Origin of the sequence: Catellatospora bangladeshensis (assembly GCF_016862575.1) — a bacterium.
GTDB lineage: Bacteria > Actinomycetota > Actinomycetes > Mycobacteriales > Micromonosporaceae > Catellatospora > Catellatospora bangladeshensis.
This window is the reverse complement of record NZ_BONF01000029.1, coordinates 1-19,427: the sequence shown is the minus strand read 5'-3', so window position 1 is coordinate 19,427 and position 19,427 is coordinate 1. Positions and strand designations below refer to the sequence as shown.

Sequence of the window (19,427 nt, the reverse complement as noted above, 5' to 3'; positions counted from 1 at the left end):
ACCGCCTTCATCGTGATCGCGCTCGGCGCGGTCGTCACCTTCGCGATGGCTGCCCTGTGGCCGGGAGGGGCGTGACCGCGCCCCTCCCGGCCGGAGCGCGGCCTCGCCGCACGCCGCGGCAAGTCCCGCTTGACCGACGCCGGTCAGGCCGGCCACGACCTGGAAGACCGACCTCAGGAGAAGTTTGTATGGGCCAGCCGATGTTCTCGTTCGGTGATCTGCTGATCGTCGGGCTTTCGGCGCTGGCGCTGGGTGCGCTTGCCGCCACGTTGCTGCTGTCGTCGACGGTGCGCGAGATGCGGGCCGCCCGGCGCTTCGCGGTGCGCCAGCGCGGAGAGGCGATGACGCTGCTGCAACTGGCCGAGCAGACCCCCGGCATCACCACCGGCAGTTGGGACCCCGACCAGCTGCGCCGGGTGGAGCAGGAGCCGCGGCGGGCAGCGGGCCGGCCCGGCGCCCGCCACGACCCGCGCCATCAGCGCTCCGTGTGAGGTCAGCGATCGGAGGGCGACGGTGACACGCGGTTCGCTCGAAAGTCGAGACCACGGTGACCGAACCGGCAGCGCTGCTGTCTGTTGATCGACTCAGTGTTGCCAAGGCGGAGATCATCTCCTGTCATAGGCGCATGACTCACGCGCTACGCCGAACCCGCACCCTCGCGGTGCTCGCCCTGCTGGGCTCGCTGTCGCTGACGGCCTGCGGCCCGACCGGCGGCGGGCCGGCCGCCGCCCCACCCGCCCCGGCGGCCTCCACCCCACCCGCGTCGGCCGCGGCGGCGCCGGGCGGCCTGCCGGACCTCTGCACCCTGCTGACCGCCGGCGCCGTGGCCGACGCGGCCGGGACCGACATCCCGTTCCACCGCGCCGAGCCCGGTCCGGGCATCATCTCCTGCGCCTATCACCTGGGTGCCGACGACGCGACGCCCGCGATCTTCGTGCAGTACCAGACCGGCGCGGCTGGCATCCTCGACTTCACCAACAGCGGTGAGGAGACGCGCATCGGCAGCCTGCGCGCCAAGTGGTACGAGCGCGGCGCGAAGCTCAACGTCGCCGTCGGCGAGGACCTGCTGATCGTCAACCTCGGCGTCTCGAACAAGAACCTGCGCGGCGGCGACCTGCGCGCCCTCGCGGTGGAACTCGCCGAACGGTCCCTGGACCTGATCCGCTGACCCTCCGCCGGGTCGCCGCTTATCGTCACCCCGAACCTGCGGTGCCGACGACCATCGTGTCGGGGGTGCCGCAGCAGGACGGCTCTCGTCCTGCTCGGCTCGGGCAGGGCAGCGGCCGGGTGGTCACGGACGCGGCGTCGTCGAGTGACGGAAGCCGAAGCCCGTGGACCTCAGCCGTGCCGAGGAGATCGGCACGACGGGCGCCTCGATCTGGCAGCGGTAGGTCAGCTCCGGCAGCCCGGCGGCCGTCGTGATCGCGCTGAAGACCTCCGCGTTCGTCGGCGGCGTCTGCGCATCCGGCACCGCGTTGAACACCCCGGCCAGCCCGTGCTCGGCGACGTGGCGCAGCGCCAGGGCGGCGTCGCGGTAGTCGATCCGGTACAGCAGGGCGTCGGGGCAGAACGGCACCCGCCCGCCCATCATGCTGTGGGCGAGTTCTACGCGGCGCACGTAGTCGAGGTCGCGGGGGTGCCCGTACACGTCCGGCAGGCGTACCGCGGCCCCGCGTGGCGACGCCAGCACGGCGCGCTCGGCGGCGAGGAAGTTGACCGGCGAGGGGTCTGCCGAATCGGTGGTCGGCGCCGTCTCGTCCAGCGGCGCCACGGCATCGGCCGCCCGCCCGTAGACCGAAGTGGACGACGCGAGGACCACGCGGTCATGGGCCGCGGCGGCGCTGCGTGCGGTGGCGGTCAGGGCCGCCGCGTACTCCTCGGCGCGCAGTTGCGGGCTGACGGCCCGGGTCAGGCGCGGGCTGACCGTCACCACGACCGCGTCGACGCCGGCCGCCGCCGCGGCCACCGCTGCGGCGTCGTCACCGCGCAGCACCGCGACGTCCGCGCAGACCTCGCGTACCTGCGGCACCCGGTCCGGGGTCGTGGTGGTCCCGATGACGATCTGCCCATCGGCCGTCAAGGCGCGGGCCAGCTCCATGCCGACGTTGCCGCAGCCGACTATCAGGTATCGCACGCGTTCACCCCCGTAAAGGAAACATCGTTTCCATTGTCGGAGGCGTCTTCCGCCGACGCAAGAGCGAGGGGGCACGGTCCGGTGCCGCCGTCATCTCCGCACCGCCGGGTCGCGCGGACGCCGCCGCGCTGCATGGATCAGCCGATCTGCCAGCGAATCTCGCCGCCGACGACAGTGGTCAGGACACGGGTCCGCAGGACCGCCTCCGGCGAGTCCGTGAACGGATCGGTGTCGACCGCGATGAAGTCGGCGAGCATGCCCGGCGCGAGGATCCCCTTGCGGGTCTCCTCTCCGGCGGCGTACGCGGCCCCGACCGTGTGCGCCCGGACCGCCTCGGCCATGGTGATCCGCTGCCCGGGCTGCCAGCCGCCGGCCGGGCTGCCGTCGGCGCGGGTGCGGGTGACCGCGGCGTGCAGGGCGGGAAACGGATTCGGGTCCTCGACCGGCGCGTCGGAGCCGAAGGCCAGCACGGCGCCCGCGTCGAGCAGGCCCCGCCACGCGTAGGACGCCAGCTCGTGCCCGGGCAGCAGGGCGTCGACCAGATCCATGTCGCTGGTGCAGTGCACGGGCTGCATCGACGCCACGACCCCCAGCCGGGCCATCCGGGCCAGGTCCGGCGGCTGCAGGTGCTGCGCGTGCTCGATCCGGTGGCGCAGGCCCGGCGTCGGGCCGAGCGCCTCGTACGCGTCGAGCACCAGGTGGTTGGCCTGGTCGCCGATCGCGTGGGTGGCGACGGCGATGCCCGCCTGCGCGGCGGTCCGGAACAGCCGGAGCATCTCCGGGTACGGCACGACCGCGATCCCGTGATCTCCGCCGGTCATCGGCCGGCTCATGTGGCAGGTGTGCGAACCCAGCGCCCCGTCGCTGAACACCTTGACCGGACCCTCACGGAACCAGTCGTCGCCCTGCCCGGTGCGGCGGCCCTGCGCGATGGCGCTGTCCAGATGCTCCAGCCGGATCGCCTTGTGCACCCGCAGCTTCAGCTCCCCGGCCGCCGCCATCTGCAGGTACGCCGCCCGGCAGTCCTCGCCGTCGATGTCGTGGACGCTGGTGATGCCGAGCGCCAGCAGCCTCTCCTGTGCCACGCGCAGGAGGCTGCCGAGATCCTCGGCGACCAGGAACGGCTTCAGCGGATCCGCGGCGGTCTCCCGCAGGATGCCCGTCGGCTCGCCGCGCTCGTCCCGCACGATGTGCCCGCCGACCGGATCGGCGGTCCGCGCGTCGATCCCGGCCAGCCGCAGTGCGGCCGAGTTCACCCAGGTGGTGTGGCCGTCGACGGTGGGCAGCGCCACCGGGTTGGCCGGGCACACCGAGTCGAGCGCGTACCGGTCGGGCTGGACCGGCCGCTCCCAGACGTTGCTGTTCCACCGGCCGCCCAGCAACCACTCGCCCGGCCGCAGCTGAGCCGCCCGTTCGGCGATCAGCGCCAGCGCCTCGGCCAGCGACCGGGTCCCGGCGAGGTCGACGGTGGTCAGGCTGTGGGCGTACTGCGCGGTGTGGATGTGCGCGTCGTAGAGGCCGGGGATGACCGCCGCCCCGCCGAGGTCGACGAGTTCGGCCTTGGCTCCGGCCGCCGCCCGCACGTCGGTCTCAGAACCGATCGCCAGGATGTCCCCGTCCCGCACGGCCAGCGCCTGCGCGAGAGGGCGGCGCTCGTCGCCGGTACGGATGACGCTGTGACGGTAGACCAGGGTGCTCATGCGGCGTCACTGTAGCCGCTCCCGCCGAGCCGCCGGCCGGAGCGGGTTGGCAGGATCGTCTTCATCGCGTCACCGGTCCGGCGGAGGTTGCACCATGGAGTACACGCGGCTGGGGCGCACCGGGCTGAAGGTGAGCCGGATCGGGCTGGGCTGCATGAGCTACGGCGATCCGGCGGCCGGGATGCACCGGTGGACCCTCGGCGAGGACGACGCGGCCGCCTACTTCAGGCAGGCCGCCGAACTCGGCATTACCTTCTGGGACACCGCGAACGTCTACCAGGGCGGCAGCTCGGAGGAGTTCGTCGGGCGGGCGATCGGCAGGTTCTCCCGCCGTGAGGAGATCGTGCTGGCCACCAAGGTCAGCGGCAGGATGCACGACGGGCCCGGCGGCAGCGGCCTGTCCCGGAAGGCCATCCTCGAACAGGTCGACGGCTCACTGCGGCGGCTCGGCACGGACTACATCGACGTGTACTACATCCACCGGTTCCACCCCGCCACGTCGGTCGAGGAGACCATGGCGACCCTGGACACCCTGGTCAAGGCAGGCAAGGTGCGCTATCTCGGCGCATCGTCGATGTGGGCCTGGCAGTTCGCCAAGCTGCAGCACGCCGCGCTGCTCAACGGCTGGACCACGTTCGCGGCGATGCAGGACCAGTACAACGTGCTCAGGCGGGAGGAGGAGCGCGACATGATCCCGATGTGCCTGGACCAGGGCGTCGGGCTGACTCCGTACTCGCCCCTGGCCAAGGGCCGCGCGGCCCGTCCCTGGGGCGCGCAGACGGCACGCGGCTCCTCCGACGACGTCGCCAGGGCCTTCGATCGTGATGTCGACCGGCCCGTCATCGACAGCGTTCAGACCGTGGCCGAGGCTCGTGGGGTGCCGATGGCCCAGGTGGCGCTCGCCTGGCTGCTGTCCAAGCCCGCGGTGTCCTGCCCGATCGTCGGCGCCACGAGGCCGGACCACCTTACCGACGCCGTGGCGGCCCTGGAACTGGCGCTGGCCGACACCGAGATCGCCGAGCTTGAACAGCACTACACACCCCAGGACAACTACTGGTGGTGACGCCGCGCTGAGGTGGCCGGGCGGGCGCGGTCACGCCATCGGCACGCCGACCGCCAGCTCGTACTGCACGACGTGGGATAGGTCGACCGCGCGGCCGTCGGGCAGGGTCCGAACCGCCGGCCACACGAGCGAGCGCAGCCGCTGATTATCGATTCCGCGGATCGGCTCGCTCTCCTGGAGATCGACCCCGTTGCCGTCGCACCAGTCGACGACGTCCTGCCAGAAGTGCTCCACCTGCGCCCAGCCCGCGATCGTGCGGGGGCCGCGCAAGGGCATCAGCTCCTCGGTGCTGACCAGCTGGGGCACACCGTGCGATGCCACGTTCTGCAGCGCCTCCAGAAACTTCAGTGCGGCGTACGGGGCGTCACCCTCCTCCGCCAGCAGCTCCTCGACGACGGTCAGGCAGGCCGCTACCCGGCCGCTGCCGCTGCGGGCCGCCTCTATCGCGATGTCCGGCATCCCGATCTCGCCGCCCGCCGTCGGCAGCCCCGCAGCGGCCATCAGCCGGAGAACCGGCGGCAACGGCCTTCGTTTGAACAGTCCCACGTCATCCCCGTTCGAGTCGGTCGCGGCATGATCATGCCAGCCGCGACCTATGGCGTCAGCGCCAGGCCAACGGGCAGATCACGGCGAACCATTCGCCGCTGATCCGCTCGGGGAGCGGTAGGCGAGTGCGCCCGCGGCGAGCCCACCGAGCAGCGCGGTCCCGTGCAGGTCCGCGGCCGCCGTCAGGCCGACGCCGACCACCAGGACCACCAGGCAGTACGTCCACCGGGGCACCCGGCCGCGCCAGCTGATGAGCAACCCGGCCAGCGCCGCGGCCACCACGTACGACCACGGGGTGTCCACTACCGATGCCCCGATGAGCAGCGCGTAGAGGGTGCCGACTGCGGCGGGCAGCGGATCACGGCCGCGCCAGGTGGCGACCGCAGTGCCGCCGACCAGGCCGCACAGCCCGATCGAGCTCCCGGCGCCGACGGTCCCGAACAGCAGCCCGCCGACCTGCCCGAGCGCGACACCGCCGAGGAAGGACAGCAGCCACCGGCCCGTTCCCACGGTGCGCTCCGCGAGCCAGCCGAGCACCAGCAGGAAGCCGAGGTTGCTGACCGTGCCGGACACCCCGCTGTCCTGGACGAGCGAGGACGTGACCAGGCGCCAGAGCTGGCCGTCGGCGATGAGGACGGGGTCGCGCCGCAGGGTCGTCTCCAGGGCCGGATACGCGAACTGCAGCAGGCTCGGCACGGCGGTCAGCAGGAAGACGATCGCGGTGGCACGGGGGATTGGCCGCATGGCGGGCATCCTAGAACCGGCGGAACAACTCGGTGGCACACGCGCTCGGCGACCGTCAGGATGCGGTCATGACCGGTGAGATCCTGATCGCCCGGGCTCGGCAGGTCTGGCGTGAGCTGGCCGGTGTCCCCGTCACCTTCCCCGCCGAGGGCACGGAGGTGGTCGTCTCGGCGGGGTCGCTGCTGTGTCCGCCGGGCTGGAGCGGGATCGTCGCGTTGGGCGACGCGGCGATCATCACCGTTCCCGCGGACGGCGTCGGTGAGCTCGTACGGGACCGGCTAGGCGGGCTGCCGGTCGCCGACCTGACCCACCCGGACCGGGTGCGCCGCGTCCTGCCGGTCGCCGAACTGCTGGGCCCGGCGACGCTGGCCTACTGCGACGAGCGCAGCTTCCAGCCGGCCGATCCCGGTGTCCTGGAGGCCATCCCGCCGGGCCATGTCGATCTCGCGGCCTTCCTCGCCTCGGTCCCGCCGGACGACGCCGACGAGTGCGGGCTCGACGAGATCAGCTCGTCCGCGTTCGTGGTGCGCAGCGGGACTCGCGTCGTCGCGGCGGCCGGCTACCGGCGCTGGCCGGGCCGCGCGGCCCATGTCTGCGTGCTGACCGCGCCGCGACACCGTGGGCGCGGGCTCGCCCGCGTCGTCGGCAGCGCGGCGGTGGCCGACGCTTTGGCCGGCGGCCTCCTGCCCCAGTGGCGGGCCCGTCCCGAACCGTCGCGCCGAGTGGCCCGGGCGCTCGGATTCCATGAACTCGGCACCCAGCTGAGCGTCCGGGTCACGGACTGAGGGCCCGCCGGCCGATCAGGTCACGCGATGTCGCGGCGGCGGTTGATCACGATCCCGATGATGCCGGCGATGAGCGACCAGCCCGTCAGCACCAGCACACCGGCCCACCACGGCGCGGCCTCCGCGTACAGCTTCTCCGGCGAGACCATGATCTGCGAGGCGATGGGCGGCATGACCACGGCGGACGTCAGCACCCAGTCCTCGTGGATGACGTACTCCCGGATGAGGCTGAACACGCCGATCCCGCCGATCAACCCACCGAAGTAGACGATCATCGAGGTGACGACGGCGCCGATCTGGTTGTGGATCAGTGTGCCGAGCCCGAAGCCGAGCAGCGCCCACAGCAGGTACGCGACCAGGTTGAAGATGATCGCCCGCTGCACCGGCCACTCGCCCAGGGAGTTGGTCAGGCCGAGGTTGTGGAAGAAGATCAGCCCGGCCGCGAACGACACGGCCCGCGACACGAGCCAGAAGACCAGCCCCAGTCCGAGCACGGCGAAGAGCTTGCCGAACACCACGCGGGTGCGCTGCGGCGTGGTCAGGAACGTGGCCGTGGCGGTCTGGTACTGGAACTCGTTCGTGATCACGAGGGCGCCCAGCAGCATCACCAGCAGCAGGCCGAAGAACTGGCCGCTGGTGAAGATGTTGCCGGCCGCGTTGACCGCCTGCAGTTGCAGGTCGTGCAGCTGCGCGAACTCGACCCTGGCCGCGGCGATCTCCGCGGCGTCCATGCCGCGGCCCGGCTTGAACACCGCCGCGGTGTCGCGGGCCCGCCTGATGTGCTCGGCCGCCTCGGACATGTTGATGAACAGCGCCAGCCCGGTGAAGGCCAGCGACGCGAGGCCGAACAGCCACCACGCGTTGGTGGTGGTCACCTTCCGGATCTCGCTGCGGACGAGCCGGAGCCCCGGTACGCCGACGTGGGCGATCACCGGGCGGGACGCCGCCGGGGGCGCCTGCAGGGTCGTGCTCATCGGATGTCCGCCTTTCCGGCCGTCAGCTGCAGGAACACGTCTTCGAGGTCGCGGCGCTCGACGGTCAGCTCATGGATCTCGGCGCCCGCCCGCATCGCCGCCGCGCCGATCGCCGGCCCGTCCGCGCCGATGATCCGCAGTGCTCCGCCCTCGACGGGCGTGGCCGTGACCGCGGCCCCCAGTTCGGCGACGAGCGCCTCCGGCCGGGGCGTGCGCACGAGCATCTGCGCGGCGCCGGCCGAGTCGATGACCTCGGCCACCGGACCCTGCCGGACCAGCCTGCCCGCCGCGATGATCACGACGTCGTCGGCGAGCAGCTCCATCTCCGACAGCAGGTGGCTCGACACGAGGACCGTGCGGCCCTCGTCGGCGAGCGACTTGAGCAGGCCCCGCATCCACCTGATGCCTTCGGGGTCCAGGCCGTTGGCGGGCTCGTCCAGGATGAGCACGTCCGGGTCGCCCAGCAGCGCGGCGGCGATGCCCAGGCGCTGGCGCATACCCAGCGAGTAGCCCTTGAACTTGCGGCCCGCGGCCGGGGTCAGCCCCACCGCGGCCAGCACGTCGTCGGCGCGGCCGACCGGGATCCCGGCCGCGTCGCAGAGGATGCGCAGGTGGTTGCGGCCGGTGCGGCCGCGGTGCGCGCTCGACGCCTCCAGCAGCGCGCCGACCTTGCGGATGGGATCGGTGAGGTCGGCGTAGCGCCGTCCCGCGATCGTTGCGGTCCCCGCCGTGGGGCGGACCAGGTTCAGCACCATGCGCAGCGTGGTCGTCTTGCCCGCGCCGTTCGGCCCCAGGAAGCCGGTGACCCGGCCGGGGCTGACGGTGAACGAGAGGTCGTCGACCGCGCGCACGTTCTTGTAGACCTTGGTCAACCCGCTGACAGCGATACCATCGTCGGCCATCGGCCCAGCTCCCCATCCGTTCGATACCTAGAAGCGTGATGCATAGTAGTTCTAGGTATCAGTGCGCGCAAGAACCGGGGTGTCGGCCTTCCCTCCGGCGGTCAGAACCAGTGCAGGCAGTGCGGCGTGCGCTCGGCGCGGAAGAGCGCGTCGGCGAGCGGGGCCGCGCCCGGGTGGTGGGCGTGGATGTGCCCGGCGCGCACGAGCGTGCTCGGCGCGGTGCCGCCGAGATACACCGAGCCCAGGTCGCGCACGTCCAGCGACAGGTCGGGCGCCCGATCCGTCGCGGCGCAACCGGCCTTGCCGTCCCGCACGGTCAGCAGGTAGCGGGCACGCTCGCCGAGGAACGGGTCGTCGACGTCCAGGACCAGCTCGCCGTCGGCGAACCAGCCCCGCGCGGCCAGCGCACGCGGGACGTCCAGCAGCCGCACCCACAGCCAGTCCGTGTCGTCGCTCACCTGGCCCGCGCGGAAGTCCGCGAGCTGCCAGCGCAGCGCGTGCCCGAGCGGGACGTTCCTGAACACGACCTTGGTGACCAGGTCGTGGCCGAGCGCGAACCGCGCCAGGGCGGTGAAGACGGCGTCGTCGGCGGTGATGGTCTCGTCGATCGTCAGGACGCCGCCGTCGCCGAGGGAGTAGCTGGCGTACCCGTCCGGGACACCGTCGGCGTCCCGGTGGACGGCGACGTAGCGCGGCGCCGCCGCGACCGGAGGCTGACCCGCGCCCAGCGCCCACCAGCGGGGCGGCCGCGACAGCGCGCCAGGCTGCGCGCGGCGATACCGGTCGTAGACCTCTTCCAGCAGCTCGCCGCATTCGGCCCGGCGCAGGACCTCGATCTCGCCGAGGGCCGCGGCTGCGGCCCGTGCCCGGGACGGGGCGAACGACGCCTCGTGGCGCGGCACCGTCAGCCGCTGCGTGTACGTCGCCGGTCCGTAGCCGAACCTGCCGTAGATCCCGGCCTCCGAGGACAGCAGCACGGCGAGGAACTCGCCGCGGGCCCGCAGGTCGGAGAGCTGATGCCGCATCATCGCGCTGAGCACGCCCTGACGCCGGTGCGAGGGCAGGACGCCGACGAAGCTCACCCCGGCGGCCGGGACGACGGCCTGGCCGGGCAGCGTCAGCTCGAACGAGTACGCCCCGGCGGTGCCGACGGGCCGCCCGTCCGCGGTCGTGGCGAGCAGGTTGCGGTCCATCTCGACAGCGGACCACCACGCCCCGCGGCCGTCGGCCGGGGTGTCCCGGAAGCGCCCGAACGCGGCGTGCATGGTGTCCAGGAAGACACCGAGGTCCTCATCGGTCGTAGGACGGATCTCCACCACTGCCGCTGCCTCCCGGTGCCGTCGGCGCCACGGCTCGCGGCACCGGGCCACAGTGCAGCGCCGCAGCCGTACCAAGGTCAAGTGAATTACGGCCGGCGGCGGGCGGAGCGCAGCGCGCGCAGGATCACGCCGGGCGTGGCGAGGGTCTGCGGGTGCTCGCGCATGGACACCACCTGGTTGAAGCGCCGGGCGACGGCCACGTCCGTGACGGTCGCCGCGACGATCTGCCTGCTGACCCAGCTGGTGAACCGGTATCCGCGCGGGTACGGCCCGTGGACGTGCGGCAGCGCGAGGTCCGCGGAGGTCGACGTGGACCAGGCGGCGTCGACCACCACCTTCTGCAGCTCGAGGAAGTCCCGCGCGGGCACGCCGAGGTCCGGCCCCGACCGCAGGTATGCCGACAGGCAGGCCGCGTGCATCGCGGCGGCCGTCATGCCCTGCCCGTACACCGGGTTGAACGAGGCCACCGCGTCCCCGACCGCGACCAGCCCGGCGGGCATCCGCCGCAGCGCGTGGAAGTCGCGCCGCCGGCTGTCGGCGTGGTGGTACGTCTGAACGTCGCCGATCATGCCGCTGTCGGCCACCTCGCCGAACTCGGGCGGGAACTGCTCGCGCAGCCGCCGCACGAAGTCCTCGGCCGTGCGGCCGGGGTAGCTGTCGCCGTATCCGGCCATCATGGCCATCCACCGGCCGCCCTCGACGGCGAAGAACGCCGCGCCCGCCACGTCCGCCGACACGCCCGTGCCCGGAGTGTGGATGGCCAGCACGACCGCATGCGCCGGGTCGGCCGCGGGCCGCCGGAACAGGGCCGTCGCGTAGTTGAGGTGCACGGTCATCCGCTGCGTGACCGGGCGCTCCCAGCCCGCCTGCGCCAGCCAGTCCGACAGCCGGCTCGACCGGCCCATGGCGTCCACGACCAGTTCACCGGGCTCGACGCCCGCCGCACCGCCGGCCTCGTACCGTACGCCGGTGACCGCGTCGCCGTCGAAGACCAGCCCGGTGGCGCGGGCCGTGACCGTCTTGACGTTGGGCAGCCGCAGCACCAGCTCCCGGATCAGCCCCTCCAGCAGCGGCCGGGTGCCCGCCAGGCTGTCGGCGTCATCGGGCACGACGACCTTCACCCGGCCGTCGAGGTAGTTGCGCCGCGCCGCGGGCACCGCCTCGATCGCGCCCGCCCGCAGCGCCAGCTCGCGGAACCCGGGGAACAGCCGCTCCAGGTGCACCAGGCCGCCGGGCAGCAGCGCGTGCAGCTGCGTGCCCTGCGGCACGCCGGGTCGCGCCCCGGTCGAGTGCAGGTCGTCGCGGTCGACGATGACGACGCTGTCCGCGTGCTCGGACAGCACCCGGGCGGCCAGCAGCCCGGCCACGCTGCCGCCGAGCACCACGGCCCGGCCCGTCACCCGGACCGCCGGCCGCGACGGCGGCGCGTTCAGCTCGGCGAAGACCTGGACCGGTGATCGGGACATCCGCAGTCTCCCCGTATGCGCGGCGCTTTCCGTTACGGAGGCGAGTATAGGAAAGCGCACCGTCGCTTCTGGATCCGGCCGCGCGGGCTGGTCGAAGGCAACCGCTCGTCACGCGGCCTCCGCCGGCATGCCGCAGGCATCATCGGCCGCCCTCCGGGGTACTCCTACGGCCGGGACTATCACGGAGGTGGCCGATGAGCACCGAGCCGAAGCAGCCGGAACCAGACGTACCGGACTCCGACGACGAAAAGTACGTCGACCCGGACGGCGACCAGCTCGGCGGGCGGACTCCGCACCCGGCGGATCCGGCGGAGGGGCCGGACGAGCCGGAGTACACCGGCGGCTGATCGCCTCGGCAGCGGAATCGGGCGAGCGGGGATATTTCGTTGCGAGGGCGCGGTGGCGAGAGTTAGCTGAACGCCATGTCTACGCCCTCGCCGATCTTCGTAGCAGGTACCGGCCGTTCGGGAACGTCGCAGCTCGCGGACGTCATCGGCGAGCACCCGCAGATCCACCGGATCCCGATGGAGACCCGGTTCATCATCGATCCGGGCGGCCTGCGGGACCTGGCGGACGCCCTGACGATCCGGTACGACCCGTTCGTCGGGCACGATGCGCTCCGCCGGTTCAGCGAGATGATGACCGTGCGGATGCCGGATAGGCGCGACGACCGCGGTCGTACCGTGCCCGAGATCGTCGGCGAGCGGCGTTACTGGGACGCGGTGGGACGCCTGTGGCCGGAGCTGGTCGCGACCACGTTCGACGAGCCCGTGTCGGCGGCCGGAGCCGGATATGCCGACTGGCCCGCCGGGCCGTTCGAGCCGCAGAGCCGCCTGCGGGTGGTCCCGAAGTACTTCAGCGACCGGCGCGAGCTGATCGCGATCCTCCGCCGCGCGGTCGACACGATGTTCGGCGGCGCGGCGGCCGACGCGGGAAAGCCGGGCTGGTGCGAGAAGACGCCGTACAACCTGCTGTGCATGGACTTCCTCTGGGAACTCTTCCCCGAGGCGACCATCGTCCACATCAAGCGCCACCCGGTCTCGGTGCTCGCGTCACACGTCGACCAGCCCTGGGCGCCGCCCACGGTCGACGGCGCGCTGGCCTGGCTCAAGCCGGTCTACGACCGGTGGCTCGCCTGGAAGGCCACGGCCGAACTGACGGGCAGACGATACGTGGAGGTCAAGGCCGAGGACCTCGCGGCCGACTGGCCCGGACAACGCCGCGCCCTGTTCGAGCTGCTCGGTCTCGACGACTTCGCGACCGCGTCGGCGTTCCAGCCGCGCAGCCTGAATCATCGCAACGACCAGTTCGACCCCGAAACCCGGGCCTTCGTCGAACGCGCGCTCGACGGCGTCATCCCGGCCATGGGGTACGAATAGACCTCTTGACATGCCGGAGAGGCGGCAGATAGACACATGCGACTGTAACGTAGTGTCTACATTGGAGTACGCAATGTTGCGAGCCTTCTTCGGACGTCACAAGACCGCCTCGACGTGGGCCCGCAGCATCCTTCACGACGCCGCCCACGCCCTGGGCCTGAAGATCCTCACCATCCACGTGCCGAACCAGTGGGCCGGGCACGCGACCGTGGGCGACTACGTCCGGGCGGAGCGGCCGGACATCCTGGTGATGACCAATGTGACCCAGGCACAGTTCGAGACGCTGCCGCCGCTGCGCGGCCTCAACGTCATCCGCGACCCGCGCGACATCATCGTCTCCGGCTACTTCAGCCACCGCAACAGCCACCCCGAGCAGCTGATGGGCATCGTCTGGGAGGAGCTGGTCGAGCACCGGCGCGTGCTGGCCGAGGTCGACGTCGAGGCCGGGCTGCTCGCCGAGATCGAGTTCAGCGGGGTCTTCCTGGACCCGATGTGCGAGTGGAACTACGCCAACCCCGGCGTGCTGGAGCTGCGCATGGAGGACATGGTCGCCGACCCGTACGCGCACTGGACCCGCGCGCTGACCCACCTCGACCTGCTCGTGCCGGGCCCGTTCGACCGGCTCCGGAACGCGGCGTGCACGTGGAACCTCGCCGACCGGCGCTCGACACCGCGCGTGCCGGCTCTGGCGCGCCGTGTCCTGCCGCGGGTGCCGCTGCGCCGCCTGCCGCAGGCGTACGTCGCGGGCGCCCTGGCCCGGTTCTCCTTCGAGCGGCTGTCGAAGGGGCGGCGGCCGGGGGAGGAGGACGTGCACAGCCACTACCGGCGCGGGGTGGCAGGGGACTGGCGCAACCACCTGACCGAGGTGCACCTGAAGGCGATCACCGCCCGGTACGGCGACATCGTGCAGCAGTTCGGCTACGCACCGTGAGTCGCACATCCGACACTGTCGCCATTCATCCACATTCATCAATATGATGGGTCGGGTGTCCGCTGCCGCCACGCTCCAGGCCCTGCGCACCGAAGAGGGCCGCCGCAATCCGTATCCGCACTACGCCGCGCTGCACGCCGAAGGACCGGTGATACCGCTGACCGGCTCCTACGCGGCGGTCGTGCACGGCTACGACGCGGCCAGCCGCGTGCTGCGCGACCCGGACTTCCGGGTCCTGGACGCCGAGAAGCTCAGCCGGGCGATGCCCGCCTGGCACGAGCACCCGTCGCTGATCGTCCTGATGAACTCGATGATGTTCATCAACGGCGAGCAGCACACCCGCCTGCGCCGCCTGATCACCCGCGAGTTCACCGCCCGCCGCGTCACCTCGCTCGCCGACACCGTCGTCCGCCAGGTCGACCACCTGCTCGACCGCATCGCCGAAATCGGCGCCGACGGCGCCGAGATCGACTTCATGCGGGAGTTCGCCTACCCGCTGCCGTCCAACGTCATCGGCGAGCTGCTGGGCGTGCCCGCCGAGGACCGCCCCTGGTTCCAGCCCCACGTCGCGGCGATCGGCGCGGTGCTGGACGCCGGCGGCGAGGGCAAGTTCCCGGCCGCCGACAAGGCCGCGGCCGAGCTGAGCGCCTACTTCGCCGACCTGGTCCGGCTGCGGCGGCAGGATCCCCGCGACGACCTGGTCACCGTGCTGTCGGCCGCGGGCGCGGACGACGACCCGCTGACCCACGAGGAGTTGCTGTCGGCGCTGGTGCTGGTGTTCAACGCGGGGTTCGAGACCACCACCCACCTGCTCGGCAACGGGCTGGAGGTGCTGCTGCGCCGGCCCGAGGCGGCGCGGCGGCTGCGGGAGCAGCCGGAGCTTGCGGCGTCCTACGTCGAGGAGTTCCTGCGCCTGGAGGCGCCCGCGCAGCTCACCACCCGCTGGAGCGCCGTCGACACCGAGGTCGACGGGGTGCCGGTCCCGGCGGGCGCCACGGTCCTGGTGCTGCTGGGCGCGGCCAACCGCGACCCGGCCCGGTTCGCCGACCCGGACGAGTTCCGACCCGAGCGTCCCGACAACGCGCATCTGACGTTCAGCGCCGGGGTGCACTTCTGCCCGGGGGCGCTGCTGACCACCGCCGAGGCGGAGATCGCCTTCCCGCGGCTGATGTCGCGTTTCCCCGGGCTGGCCCTGGCCGGGGAGCCGGCCTACCGCCCGCAGCTGACCCTGCGCGGGCACACCCACCTGCCGGTCACCGTCGGCTGACGCGGCAGGGCGCCGCATCGGGCGCCCTGCCGCGTTCCTTTCAGCTTGCGTACGCCTCCGGCTCGTACTCTCTCAACGCCGAGTTTCCGGAAAGTCTCCCTGTGGGCCGGCCGTCGCCGCCCGATGTGGAGTGTCGCGCGGACGACTGTCCCGCGCCTTGTGGCGCCGGGGATCGCAGTGCGACCCTGGCCGCCGTGGATATCGCTGTCGCCCTCATCGGTCTCGCCGGAACGCTGCTCGCCGCCGGGCTCGGCTACTGGCAGTGGCGCCGGAGCGCGCGCTCGGCCGCACCGCTGACGCAGGACCGCGGCAACGCCGCCCGCGAGCTGTGGGAACGGCTCCAGCAGGCACACCTCGACCTGCGCGCGGGCAAGAGCGGCGCGACCCGCGAATCCCTGCGCGAGCTGAACCAGTTCCTGATCGCGAAGACGCCCTACCTGGACCGGGACCTGTCCACGGCGGCAGGGGAGTACCTCACCGCGCTGATCACGCTCAACGACCTGATCGCCGCCTCCGAGGACGAGGAGCTGCAGGACCGCTGGGAGATCACCAGCCCCGACCTCGCCACCCCGAACCAGATCCAGGAGATCATGGCCGCGAGCGCCGACTGCGACGCCAAGCGCGACCTCGTCGTCGCCCGGGTCCAGGCCGCGCTCGCGTAACCCGCGCCGCCCGCAGACAGGCCGCGGTGCAGCACGCCGTCGGTTTCAGTCGTGGCGGTGCCGCACGATGTAGTCGATGTAGCGGAACGTCTCGTCGCGGTTCTGCTCGCTGAGCGAGTCCCACAGGTCCGCCAGCCAGTAGAGCGCGCCCGACAGCGGCCAGGCCCAGCCGCGTACCCAGGTCGCCTCGTCGAAGCCGAGCGCCTCCCGGTAGGCGGCCCGCCCGCGGGCGTCGAACAGGCTCCAGCCCGGCCGCACCTCGACCGCCGGATCGCCGCGGCCGAGGCCGCCGAAGTCGATCACCCCGGTGAGCCTGCCCCGATCCACCAGCAGGTTGCCTTCCAGCAGGTCGCCGTGCAGCCATACCGGCGGTCCGGGCCACTCGTCCGCGGCCATCGCCTCGTCCCACGCCGCGGTCACCGCTCGCCCGTCGATCCGGTCGCCCAGCACCGCGATCGACCGGCGGGTCAGCTCGTCCCGCTGCGCCAGGGGCACGCCGCGCTGGATGCCCTCTTTGACCGGCCCGTCCATCGGGTCGATCGCGATCATCGCGTGTACGAAGCCGGCGAGGTCGACGGCGAGCTGGACGAGGTCCTGCCCGGCTTCCGGGTTGCGCCCCTCCAGCCACGGGACGACCGTCCACGGCCACGGATAGTCCCCGCCCGGCCTGCCGACCGCGATCGGCACGGGCACCGGCACCGGCAGCTGCGGGGCCAGCCGCGGCAACCAGGTCGCGTCGGTCGTCACCTGGTCGACCGCCCATTCCGCCCGCGGCAGCCGTGCGGTGAGGGAGTCACCCAGCCGGAACAGCGCGTTGTCGGTGCCGTTCAGCGGCTGCGCCACGATCGGCAGGTGCGACCACTCGGGGAACTGCTCGTCGATCAGGGTGCGTACCTGCTCGGCCGCGACGGTGATCTCTCCGGGACGCATCGCGCGACCGTAGAACCCGCTCGATCACCCCGTCAATCGAATTGGATGACGCCGCACCTGAGAAACTGCAGCTGACGGTCGGAGAACTTTTCGAAGAATCTCGGGCGGCAGGTGTCGGATCGAGGCGGCGCCGTCCGTAGCAGGGGTGAGAGGCGGCCCGAGGGGCAGCCACAAGCACAGGAGATGATCCCCATGGCGCAGTACCTGATGTCCGTTCTGCATGACTCGGACAGCCTGGCTCCCCCCGAGGAGATGGCGGCGATCGACGTCTTCAACGAGCAGCTCCAGGCCGACGGCCACTGGGTGTTCGCCGCGGGCCTCGCCTCGCCGGGCTCGGCCACCGTCGTCGACGCCCGGGACGGGGACCCGGTCTTCACCGACGGGCTCTACCTGGAGTCGAAGGAGCACATCGTCGGCTTCTGGATCGTCGAGGCCCCGCACCTGGACGTGGCGCTGAAGCTCGCGGCCGGGGGGTCGAAGGCCTGCAACCGCAGGGTCGAGCTGCGGCCGATCCTGGGCGAATGACCGGCGTCGGCGACGAGATCACCCGGATCCACCGCGCGGAGTGGGCCCGGGTGGTCGCCACCCTGGCCAGGCGGCTCGGGGACCTCGACATCGCGGAGGAGATGGCGGCCGAGGCGTTCGCGATCGCCGTCGAGCGCTGGCCGGTCGACGGCGTCCCGCCGAACCCCGGCGGCTGGCTGACCACGACCGCGTACCACAAGGCCGTCGACCGGCTGCGGCGCGAGATCCGGCGCGAGGAGAAGCACAGGGAGGCGCTGATGCTGTTCGACACCCCCGAACCGCTCGGCGTCATCGACGACGACCGGCTGCGTCTCGTGTTCACCTGCTGCCATCCCGCTTTGGCGGTCGAGGCGCGGGTCGCGCTGACCCTGCGGATGGTCGGCGGGCTCACCGTGCCCGAGATCGCCCGCGCGTTCCTGGTCGAAGAGGCCGCCATGGGCCAGCGGATCACCCGCGCCAAGGCGAAGATCAAGGCGGCGCGGATCCCGTACGGCGTGCCGTTCCGGGAGGACCTCCCGGCCCGGGTCACCGGCGTCCTCGCCGTGCTCTACCTGATCTTCAACGAGGGCTACCTGGCCTCGAACCCGGGCAGGGAGCCGATCCGCGGCGAGCTGACCGCCGAGGCCATCCGGCTGACCCGGCTGGTCCGGGACCTCCTGCCGGCCGACGGCGAGGTCGCCGGGCTGCTCGCGCTGATGCTGCTGACCGAGGCCCGCCGGGCTGCCCGGGTGTCGTCCAGCGGGGAACTCGTCACCCTCGGCGAGCAGGACCGCGGGGCCTGGAATCGCGAGCTGATCGCCGAGGGGCACGCCCTGGTCCGCGCGCGTCTCGCCGCCGGACAGGCGCCGGGGCGCTACCAGATCCTCGCCGCGATCAACGCCGTCCACACCGACGCCCGCGACCTGCGCGACACCGACTGGTCGCAGGTCGTCGCGCTCTACGACCAGCTCGTCCGCCTCGACCCGTCGCCGATCGTGCGGCTCAACCGGGCGATCGCGGTGGCCGAACTCGACGGCCCGCAGGTCGCGCTCGCCGAGGTGGACACGCTGCCGCTGGAGGGCTACCACCCGTTCCACGCCACCCGAGCCGACCTGCTGCGCCGGCTCGGCCGCAGCGCGCAGGCACGGGCCGCGTACGACCGGGCCATCGAGCTGGCCGGCAACACCGCCGAGACGGCGTACCTCATCCGCCGCCGCGACCAGCTCGCCGGGGCCTGTTCGTGGTGGCCGCCACCGGGGTGACCGCATACCAGACGATGCGCGGTCAGCCCGCCGACCCGGAGCAGCTCGGCGGCGCGACGCCGACGGCGTCAATCCCGACCACGCCCGCCGTCACGCCGGGCGGTACGAGGACGGATGCCGCCGATCGGGCAAGTGGGTCGTGTTCGACACCATCAGAGCGGTGCGGGTCTGAGCCGTGCTCTGTTCATCGCCCGGCGACGGCGATGGTCGGCAGCTCCATGGTGGCGTTCAGCAGCGCGAGCACGGTGCTGTTGTGCTCGTGGGCCCGCGAGCTGGCGATGGCCACGGTGCACGGCAGCAGCCGCCCGCAGGAGCACAGGGTAGTGCCTGCCGGCTGGTGCTCGGACAGGAGGAAGGTCGCCGCGGCGATCTGCCTGCGGGCCGACTCCGCCGGCCGGATCGATCGTTTCATGAGGACCACCTCCGCATCGGTGCCCGCGGCGGAAACTCCGCGGACGAACGCTCACTCACAGCAACCATGGACCGACACATGGTATCGATATCGCGGGATCTAAATATGCACGAGCTGTTTCCGGCAGGTGAATGATTCGGCCGTGACTGGCCGGAGTGCTCGCGGAGGCCGGACCGGCGCCGATGATGACAGCTACGTGACGATCGTGAAAGTTCTGTGACAACCCGGTAGGCGGTGACGCCGGAACTACCGGGCGGGGCCGGGTGTGCGGCATGATTTCGCCGGATCTGCGACCCAGCAGCCGACAACGGCACACGGGCCGGCCTCCCGGCCGTTCGGCGACCTCGCCGCTCCACGTCCCGAAACGCGGATCCTTCGCGCCGCGGGCACACCCCTCCCGCAGGCGACGACCGTGGAGTCCGCAGGGGCATCAGCATGGAGGAAGTA

At 72.2% G+C, this 19,427-nt stretch carries 21 protein-coding genes; 11 read left to right on the top strand and 10 right to left on the bottom strand.

Translation table 11 applies throughout. The features are described from left to right. Positions 1–188 precede the first annotated feature (188 nt). Together Cba03nite_RS23760 and Cba03nite_RS23755 are read left to right on the top strand one after the other, a co-directional pair. Complete coding sequence (locus tag Cba03nite_RS23760) at positions 189–491, top strand: hypothetical protein (protein WP_203750275.1); 303 nt, start codon at positions 189–191, stop codon at positions 489–491. Positions 492–625: 134 nt separating this feature from the next. Beyond that, complete coding sequence (locus Cba03nite_RS23755) at positions 626–1,168, top strand: DUF3558 family protein (RefSeq protein WP_203750272.1); 543 nt, start codon at positions 626–628, stop codon at positions 1,166–1,168. Between the two features lie 123 nt (positions 1,169–1,291). On the opposite strand, the gene Cba03nite_RS23750 is transcribed toward Cba03nite_RS23755, so the two are convergent. Both Cba03nite_RS23750 and Cba03nite_RS23745 read right to left on the bottom strand, forming a co-directional pair. Further along, positions 1,292–2,134: an NAD-binding protein gene (locus Cba03nite_RS23750; protein ID WP_203750269.1), complete on the bottom strand. Its 843-nt coding sequence runs from the start codon at positions 2,132–2,134 to the stop codon at positions 1,292–1,294. A 137-nt stretch (positions 2,135–2,271) separates the two neighbouring features. Continuing rightward, positions 2,272–3,834 carry an amidohydrolase gene (locus Cba03nite_RS23745; RefSeq protein ID WP_203750265.1) on the bottom strand — a complete coding sequence of 521 codons (1,563 nt, stop codon included), beginning with the start codon at positions 3,832–3,834 and terminating at the stop codon, positions 2,272–2,274. 94 nt (positions 3,835–3,928) lie between these two features. On the opposite strand from Cba03nite_RS23745, the gene Cba03nite_RS23740 reads away from it, so the two are divergent. Beyond that, complete coding sequence (locus tag Cba03nite_RS23740; protein WP_203750262.1) at positions 3,929–4,897, top strand: aldo/keto reductase; 969 nt, start codon at positions 3,929–3,931, stop codon at positions 4,895–4,897. A 30-nt stretch (positions 4,898–4,927) separates the two neighbouring features. Here the strand turns inward: Cba03nite_RS23740 and Cba03nite_RS23735 are convergent, their stop codons facing one another. Together Cba03nite_RS23735 and Cba03nite_RS23730 are read right to left on the bottom strand one after the other, a co-directional pair. Then, entirely contained in the window at positions 4,928–5,443 is a 516-nt protein-coding gene (locus Cba03nite_RS23735) for a hypothetical protein (RefSeq protein ID WP_203750259.1), read from the bottom strand. 78 nt (positions 5,444–5,521) lie between these two features. Further along, a complete protein-coding gene (locus tag Cba03nite_RS23730) occupies positions 5,522–6,187 on the bottom strand; it encodes a rhomboid family intramembrane serine protease (protein WP_203750256.1) in 666 nt (221 codons plus the stop codon). A 68-nt stretch (positions 6,188–6,255) separates the two neighbouring features. On the opposite strand from Cba03nite_RS23730, the gene Cba03nite_RS40405 reads away from it, so the two are divergent. Then, entirely contained in the window at positions 6,256–6,972 is a 717-nt protein-coding gene (locus Cba03nite_RS40405; RefSeq protein WP_203750253.1) for a GNAT family N-acetyltransferase, read from the top strand. A gap of 20 nt (positions 6,973–6,992) precedes the next feature. Here the strand turns inward: Cba03nite_RS40405 and Cba03nite_RS23720 are convergent, their stop codons facing one another. From Cba03nite_RS23720 to Cba03nite_RS23705, 4 genes are all read right to left on the bottom strand, one after another. Next, positions 6,993–7,946 carry an ABC transporter permease gene (locus tag Cba03nite_RS23720; RefSeq protein ID WP_203750249.1) on the bottom strand — a complete coding sequence of 318 codons (954 nt, stop codon included), beginning with the start codon at positions 7,944–7,946 and terminating at the stop codon, positions 6,993–6,995. Continuing rightward, positions 7,943–8,848, bottom strand: coding sequence for an ABC transporter ATP-binding protein (locus Cba03nite_RS23715; RefSeq protein WP_203750246.1), 906 nt, complete (start codon positions 8,846–8,848; stop codon positions 7,943–7,945). The genes Cba03nite_RS23720 and Cba03nite_RS23715 overlap by 4 nt, the downstream gene beginning before the upstream one ends. Before the next feature lie 101 nt (positions 8,849–8,949). Further along, positions 8,950–10,164: a GNAT family N-acetyltransferase gene (locus tag Cba03nite_RS23710; RefSeq protein WP_203750243.1), complete on the bottom strand. Its 1,215-nt coding sequence runs from the start codon at positions 10,162–10,164 to the stop codon at positions 8,950–8,952. 89 nt (positions 10,165–10,253) lie between these two features. Continuing rightward, on the bottom strand, positions 10,254–11,633 hold the full coding sequence (locus Cba03nite_RS23705; protein WP_203750240.1) for an FAD-dependent oxidoreductase: 1,380 nt from the start codon (positions 11,631–11,633) through the stop codon (positions 10,254–10,256). Positions 11,634–11,827: 194 nt separating this feature from the next. Between Cba03nite_RS23705 and Cba03nite_RS23700 the strand changes: the two genes are divergently transcribed. The 5 genes from Cba03nite_RS23700 (at position 11,828) to Cba03nite_RS23680 (ending at position 15,872) form a co-directional block, all read left to right on the top strand. Next, the gene (locus tag Cba03nite_RS23700) at positions 11,828–11,980 is read left to right on the top strand and encodes a hypothetical protein (protein WP_203750238.1); all 153 of its coding nucleotides are present in this window, start codon (positions 11,828–11,830) and stop codon (positions 11,978–11,980) included. 75 nt (positions 11,981–12,055) lie between these two features. Next, positions 12,056–13,012, top strand: a complete 957-nt coding sequence (locus tag Cba03nite_RS23695) for a sulfotransferase family protein (RefSeq protein WP_203750233.1) — start codon at positions 12,056–12,058, stop codon at positions 13,010–13,012. A gap of 73 nt (positions 13,013–13,085) precedes the next feature. Next, positions 13,086–13,943: a sulfotransferase family protein gene (locus Cba03nite_RS23690; RefSeq protein ID WP_203750228.1), complete on the top strand. Its 858-nt coding sequence runs from the start codon at positions 13,086–13,088 to the stop codon at positions 13,941–13,943. 46 nt (positions 13,944–13,989) lie between these two features. Then, a complete protein-coding gene (locus Cba03nite_RS23685; protein WP_203750593.1) occupies positions 13,990–15,210 on the top strand; it encodes a cytochrome P450 in 1,221 nt (406 codons plus the stop codon). 194 nt (positions 15,211–15,404) lie between these two features. Next, positions 15,405–15,872, top strand: a complete 468-nt coding sequence (locus Cba03nite_RS23680) for a hypothetical protein (protein WP_203750225.1) — start codon at positions 15,405–15,407, stop codon at positions 15,870–15,872. Between the two features lie 45 nt (positions 15,873–15,917). Here Cba03nite_RS23680 and Cba03nite_RS23675 read toward each other — a convergent pair whose 3' ends face one another. Next, complete coding sequence (locus tag Cba03nite_RS23675) at positions 15,918–16,802, bottom strand: aminoglycoside phosphotransferase family protein (RefSeq protein WP_203750221.1); 885 nt, start codon at positions 16,800–16,802, stop codon at positions 15,918–15,920. A 192-nt stretch (positions 16,803–16,994) separates the two neighbouring features. Here Cba03nite_RS23675 and Cba03nite_RS23670 point away from each other — a divergent pair, with 192 nt between their 5' ends. Then, the gene (locus tag Cba03nite_RS23670) at positions 16,995–17,327 is read left to right on the top strand and encodes a YciI family protein (protein ID WP_203750217.1); all 333 of its coding nucleotides are present in this window, start codon (positions 16,995–16,997) and stop codon (positions 17,325–17,327) included. Further along, positions 17,324–18,568, top strand: coding sequence for an RNA polymerase sigma factor (locus Cba03nite_RS23665; protein ID WP_203750213.1), 1,245 nt, complete (start codon positions 17,324–17,326; stop codon positions 18,566–18,568). The genes Cba03nite_RS23670 and Cba03nite_RS23665 overlap by 4 nt, the downstream gene beginning before the upstream one ends. A 184-nt stretch (positions 18,569–18,752) precedes the next feature. On the opposite strand, the gene Cba03nite_RS23660 is transcribed toward Cba03nite_RS23665, so the two are convergent. Further along, on the bottom strand, positions 18,753–18,980 hold the full coding sequence (locus tag Cba03nite_RS23660; RefSeq protein ID WP_203750210.1) for a hypothetical protein: 228 nt from the start codon (positions 18,978–18,980) through the stop codon (positions 18,753–18,755). Positions 18,981–19,427: the final 447 nt, after the last annotated feature.